Below are 6,264 nucleotides of genomic sequence, written 5' to 3' on the forward strand. Positions count from 1 at the left end.
ACGAGGTATCCCGGAGGCAGTGTGGGAAGCGGTAGTTGGGAGTCGTCTGCGGCGCGTTCACGTTTTCAGGCGGCGTGGTTCGGTGTCCTTCTTCGGCACAGTGTCAATGTGCTCTGTGGGGTGGTGTATCTGAGCTTTCCGCCGCGCACGGGGGTGGGTGTGGCGGTCGCCGTGGTGTTGATCGGGTGGGGTTCGTTTCGTCTGCTGACACGGTCGATGACGTCATCGACCGTGGTGTGGGCGGATTACGTGCTGGTTGTGGTGGTGGCGGTGACGATTCCGTCGACGACCGAAGGTATCGACGTAGTGTCGTCGAACTCGTTGCCGTTGGCGGTGTCCGGGAGTGCGGTGTTGAGTTTCGCGTTCTCGCAGCGGCATTGGCAGGCTGTGTTGGCTGCGGTCGGTATCGCGGTGGCGTTCGCGGTTGGGTTGTCGGGCGTGGTGGGTGTGGAGTCGCCGTGGACGGTGTTCTGGCCGTACTTCTTCCTCGTTCAGTGTGCGATCGGGATTTTCCTGCGGCAGTTGGTCGAACGCGGCGCACGAGCAGCGGATGCGGCGGGTGAGCAGCTCGCGGAGACCGAACGAGATGTCGCGGTCGCGCAGGCGCGGCGCGAGTATCAGCGTGAACATTGGGCGACGGTGCACGATACGGCCGCGGCGACGATGTTGATGATCGGGCACGGTGTGCCGTTGACGCAGGAGCGGGTGCGTCGTCAAGCCGCTCGCGATCTGCAGGCACTTCGGTCGGCGCCGGCACTGGAGTCGGGCGAGCAGATAGATCTTCGCCGGATTCTCGACGACATCGCCGTGGAGTCAGGACTCGCAGTCTCCGTGACCGGGGCCGAGCTGGTGCGGGTGTCTGGGACTCTTGCTCATGCGGTAGCGGGTGCAGTCAGGGAGGCATTGACGAACGTCGAGCGGCATTCCGGCACCCGGGCAGCATCGCTGGTGTTGCGCGAGTCCGGGGTCGACATCGTCGATGCCGGCACCGGATTCAGCGCAGCAGATGCCGCCGATACCGAGGGTTCAGCGTCGACAATGGGTCACGGCCGCGGGATCGCCGAATCCATCACCGGGCGGATGACGCGGGTCGGCGGCTCAGCGCGAGTCGAATCCGCTCCGGGAGCTGGGACGAGAATTGTCCTGGACTGGGACACCGAGAGCGCCACGGTTGCAACGGAAAGCGTCGCAGGTGATGCCGCGCGGGTGTGGGAGCTCTCCGATCCTGCCCGCCGCGCGTTTCGGCTCAGCCGCGGGTACGGGCTGGGTCTGGTCGGGGTAGCTGTCATATTGACGACGTTGATCCCGGTGCGCTTGTACGGACCCGAGCTCGTCACCGAGCCCACGCAAATGGTGTTGATCGGTGTTCTGTTCGGGGTCATCGGGTTGGGGGCGTGCACGGTCACCGGGATGGCGGTGCCGCGGTGGGCGAAGGCCGCGGGATTCGCCGCGGTGTCGGTGGTGACGTTCGTTCAGCCGTTCACCACCGACGATGCGTTCGGCACGGGGGAGCATTGGGCGTTCGGGATGACCGGATGGGTGTTGCTGCCGCTCCTGCTCACATCGCCGGTGCGAATGATCATGGCGGCGTTGGTGTTCTTACGAGTGGTCACCGCCGCGGCGGCTGTGATCGGCGGCGAGATGAACGCGGGAACATTCGAGCTGTTCGGATACAGCCTGGCCAGTGAATTGGCAGTACAGATGATCGCCGGGTTCTTCGCCACTGACCTGCGCCGCACCGCACGGTTGGCAGCGGAGGAATCCGAGGCACAGTCCTCGCTGATCGCCGGCCAGGAGATCGCGGACCGCGTGCAGGCCGATTATCGGAGCCGCTATACCGCGCTCGAAGAAACCACGGTGCCGCTGCTGCGGGCCCTCGCGGAGGGATCGATCACCGCCGATTCCGAAGGGGTGCGCGCGCGGGCAGCGGTCGAGTCCGCGCGGATGCGCCGACTGTTCCTGCACGCGGACGGACAACTGCAGCTTCACCCGCTGGCACGCGAGATTCAGGATCTGACCGCGCTGGGGGAGCAGAACGGGGTATCGGTGGTGGTGGAGATACCACCAGATCTGTCCTCGGTCGACCGGCAGGTGCGAAGCAGCCTTCTCGCGGCCCCGGCACTGGCGGTCGCTGCTGCCCGGGTGCATGCCCGGATCGTGGTCACCGAGACCCCACAGCTTCAGGTCAGTGTCGTCGCCGACTGCGACCCCACCCGCGTCGACGATCTGGAAGTGGTCGAGACGGCGGGGATTCAGGTGCGAGTCGAGTACGACGAGGGCCTGGTGTGGGTGCAGGCCACCGCCGCTCCCACATCGGCGCGGGCCGTAACGCTGTCGGAAGTTGCGCCGTGAACACCGTCAACCGAGGGCGAGTTGCCCGCCACGAGAGGACCATTCGATGACCGCACCTGAACTGACCGACATCACTGTCGCATTGATCGACGACCACGACGTCGTGCACGAGGGCCTCGCCTCCTGGTGCGCCGGCGCGACCCCACCGATCGCGGTCGCCGGACGATACCTGCGCCCGACAGAATTTCTGCGCGATCGAGCAGGTGGGCAGGGTATGCGTATCGATGCGGTGGTGTTGGATCTGCAGTTCGGGGACGGCTCGCCGCTGCCCGCCTTGGACATGGTGGGGACCCTCACCGACGCCGGATACCGGGTCATCGTCTACTCCATGCGCAGTGACGCGGCGACGATCTTGGATTGCCTCGACAACGGTGCGGTGACGTATCTGACGAAATCGGAAGGACGTCAACATCTTGTTCCCGCGATCGAGGCTGCCGTGACCGATCACCCGTATATGTCGCCGAGTATGGCCGGGGCGATGTCCGCGGACACCAGGGCATCGCGACCCAAGCTGACCGAGCGGGAACGTGAAGTGCTGATCCAGTGGTTCCGGACCGAATCGAAAAACTTCGCCGCCAAAGCCCTGTACATCACCGCATCCACCCTGGCCACTCATCTGGGGCGGGTGCGCACCAAATACGCCGCCGCCGGGCGGCCGGCGTCGACGAAAGCGGCGCTCGTCGCACGCGCCTTGCAGGACGGAATCATCAGCATCGACGACCTCTAGCTCTAACCGGAACAACACCGACCAGGCCAACTTCGCGAAGTGAATTGTGTCGGTACAAGTACGGTGACCGGGCACGAGCCCCCTCCATACGTGTCAGCGAGAGAACACTCGGCATCGTAGGCAGTCTTCGTGATAGCCAGTCTCAATCAATCATCGGTATATACGTTTCGCACCTTTATCGCCCAGGATCAACGCCAATTGCTACTTAGCGAACACCCACGAAGTCTCGTCGACAGACAGTCACGCGACGATGGCCTGGGGTAAGAGGTCATCGCCCAGCTCTCTGCAAAGGCGTTGTGTCCTCCGTTCGGACGACGCGGAGCGCTGTTCGAATTAGGTAGGGTCATTTTCTGAATTACTCAAAATTTGGAAACGCCACCGAGTCGGAACCGCGAATGCGATCCGAACTAGCTCTCTGTGAGGTAAAAGAATGGGTTTGTTCGGTCCCTCCAAAGAATTTCGTGAGAGAACATTCACAGCCCCCTGCACCAGTGCAGAATTCCTGCACGTTCTCAAAGGTTCCTCCGACTATGAGGGCGATACACCCTTCGGAGTGCTGCTTGACATGGCGCCGCAGCAAAATCCTCCGATCGCCGAGACGGTCTATCTGGAGTCGTTCACGTCAGACGGATTTGTCATCGCCGCGGGAAATCGAGTGAAAACGCTATGGCGGATGCAGTTGACATTGCAGGGAAATAATCCAGTTGAGGGAACATTTGGTGCTCTGAACGTAAACGACGAACGCTGGTTTGGAAATGTCCTCAGTATGAACGCTGCTATCAGTGAAACTGTGAGACGTATCGGTGGAAGAACGAAGAGATGGCCTATATAGGCGCCGCTCCGTTTGCCTCTTTGTTGCAGAATTCCCTGGCGTCATCTGGTGTGGAAGGAAAAATGTAAATGGGTAATCTTGATTCTTATAAGAAGGACATGCAATACCTGAAAGAGAAAAGTGATAAAAGATCATTGAACAGCGACAACAGCATTTACAAAGATTTGGATCGAAAAGCATCGAGTCTTCCTGAGCTGCGCCGGTTCCTCAATTCTCTGAACGTGAATTACGTTTAGGAATGACAGGATTCGGCACCGTAAGATTCGAACTTTCATTGTCGGACCTATGAAGCCCTGAAATTCCGAGAAACTGAAATAGTGCAACTGCAAAAAGTCCCCGCACTTTGTGTGCGGGGACTTTTCGGTGCATATCTATCGGCCGGCGTGTTGCCGGTCGCGGCCTTGGGACTTGTTCGGCCACTCTTCCGTGCGACTGGTGGTCGCGAACGCGGTGCGCTGGGCAGCGAAGTCGTACTTCTCGACGGCTTCACCGCGCTCATCGTCGCCCTGGACGCGGTTGCCTTCCTTGACTGCCGTCGACGCTTCGGGCTGCGACCGCTGCCAGTCCTTGACAAGCTCTTGCTCCGCGTCGCTCCGCTCGTCCTTCCCCGCCTCCGGACCGTACATCTGCTCCCAGACAGCGAACCACTCCGAGTGTTCTCCCGCGCCCACGTCTTCGCCTCTTCTAGCTCGACCGCAGCGCGTTCTGTTTTACGATCGGCACTCTCGGTCGCAGTCATCGCAGCACCGGCAGCCACGCGATCCTGAGCGGCCTGCTTCTGCTCGGTTCCCGCCACGTCCTTGTACGCACAGCCGTAGGCGAGGAACTCCCGTGCTGCCTGATCGTTGTCGACGTCGAAGCCGTATCGTTCGTGGACTTCGGAACGGATCTTGTGCGCAGCCTGCGCCGCGATCTCCGATTCAGGACTCCACGCCTTTGCCTGCAAGTAGGAGTCGGTGATCGCGTCCGGCTTCGCTTGATTCCACCACTGCTTGTCCGAGACTCCTCGCAGCTGCGTCTCGGCGGCCGTCCATTCGACTTGAGACGTTCGGCGTACTCGCGAGATGCCTGTTCGCTGCGATGCTGTGCGTCCCGCATTCGTTGCTCGCGGGAGCGTGCCATCTGCTCGGCGAGTCGACTCATCATCTGCATGGCCACGCGCATCGCCATGCCCACTTCGCGGCCGATCGCGCCTACTTCGTCATCGGACATCTGCTCTCGCACTTCGTCGGACCGGTCGGCCGGGTGCGGGCCGAAAGTGCGGGTTCGTGGTTCGCGTCTCGCGCTGATCGGGGAACAGTGCGTCCGGAGCCTTGTCGGTGGGCAGCGGTTGCACGGAGGTTTTGTGGCCCCGGTGGACCGAGCACGCCTTGAAGGGGCTGGCGCCGGCGAACAGCTTTTCCATGTGGTGATCGGCGTGATCGCGCCACCACACACTCATGCCGGTCTTCGCATCCAGGTGGGCGTGTACTCCCATGCCCGCCAGAGAGCTTCGACGCGGTTGACCGCTTCCTCGTGCAGAGCACGGGACTAGCGATGCTGGTGGCGGAGGCATTGCCGTGTAAATCTCGCCAGGTGGTGACCGCGCATTTGCCCGACACGATCACCACCGCGGCTGAGTTCCCCTATTCGTTCAGGATCCGAACTGAAGACTTCCAACAGATCCCGTTCCGGAATTGGGGTCGGGGGTTGTCGGAGGCACGTCCGCAGTACTGCCGTCGATCGCGAACAGAACTGACTCTTGATTTTCTTGCTCATCAGTGACGTAGATCGGCACAACATAAGTGCGGCCGTCGCTGGCAACTAACTCGAGATGATGGAGCCCCGGTGGAACATCGGGCACATCGAAGTCGATGATGCCGGAGCCCCTATCATCGAGGTGCACGATTCCGAGATCGATCGGATCGGATTTGAAAATTACATGTAGTAATTTCTCGACGGTCTTCCCTGCCTCGACAGCAGCATTCCCGGCAGCTACCGGAACTCCGATTATTCCCGCATAAAGGTGATTGCCGACGGTAACGACCGTGTCGGTGACCGTGGGCCCCGCAGTTTCGCGAGCAACTGGCGTGTAGTCGATGCCAGCGACGAGAAGCTGTGCAGCGCAGTCAGTTGCAGACTGCCAAACATTTCCGACAGCCGGGCATCGCATCTTCGTAGATGGGTACAGGGTGTGTGCTCCGCTGGCGGCAGTGATTGGTGACAGCACGTCAGCCAGGTTCCCTCCGCTGGCATCGCAGACAATGTCACCGATCGTACAAATTGACGCGACCAAATTCGGATGAGAGTCCTTGTAGGCGACTGCATCGGCAGCGTAGAGATTCATGACGATAGAGGCGCCGTTGCCGTTCCC

Annotated in this window: 6 protein-coding genes; 3 read left to right on the forward strand and 3 right to left on the reverse strand. The window is 61.3% G+C overall.

Annotated features, from left to right (window positions below; translation table 11 throughout):
- The first annotated feature begins 21 nt into the window (after positions 1-21).
- The 3 genes from RA302_RS34605 (at position 22) to RA302_RS34615 (ending at position 3,911) form a co-directional block, all read left to right on the forward strand.
- Positions 22-2,352 carry a hypothetical protein gene (locus tag RA302_RS34605; RefSeq protein WP_338481322.1) on the forward strand — a complete coding sequence of 777 codons (2,331 nt, stop codon included), beginning with the start codon at positions 22-24 and terminating at the stop codon, positions 2,350-2,352.
- Between the two features lie 46 nt (positions 2,353-2,398).
- Entirely contained in the window at positions 2,399-3,079 is a 681-nt protein-coding gene (locus tag RA302_RS34610) for a response regulator (protein WP_338481323.1), read from the forward strand.
- 430 nt (positions 3,080-3,509) lie between these two features.
- The gene (locus RA302_RS34615) at positions 3,510-3,911 is read left to right on the forward strand and encodes a hypothetical protein (RefSeq protein WP_338481324.1); all 402 of its coding nucleotides are present in this window, start codon (positions 3,510-3,512) and stop codon (positions 3,909-3,911) included.
- A gap of 371 nt (positions 3,912-4,282) precedes the next feature.
- Here RA302_RS34615 and RA302_RS34620 read toward each other — a convergent pair whose 3' ends face one another.
- From RA302_RS34620 to RA302_RS34630, 3 genes are all read right to left on the reverse strand, one after another.
- Entirely contained in the window at positions 4,283-4,582 is a 300-nt protein-coding gene (locus tag RA302_RS34620; protein WP_338481325.1) for a hypothetical protein, read from the reverse strand.
- Between the two features lie 530 nt (positions 4,583-5,112).
- A complete protein-coding gene (locus RA302_RS34625; protein WP_338481326.1) occupies positions 5,113-5,388 on the reverse strand; it encodes a DUF4913 domain-containing protein in 276 nt (91 codons plus the stop codon).
- A 156-nt stretch (positions 5,389-5,544) separates the two neighbouring features.
- Positions 5,545-6,264: hypothetical protein (locus RA302_RS34630; RefSeq protein WP_338481365.1), on the reverse strand; the 720-nt coding region annotated here is incomplete at its 5' end.

It is taken from the genome of Rhodococcus sp. DN22, assembly GCF_036669995.1.
In the GTDB taxonomy this organism is placed as follows: Bacteria; Actinomycetota; Actinomycetes; order Mycobacteriales; family Mycobacteriaceae; genus Rhodococcus_F; species Rhodococcus_F erythropolis.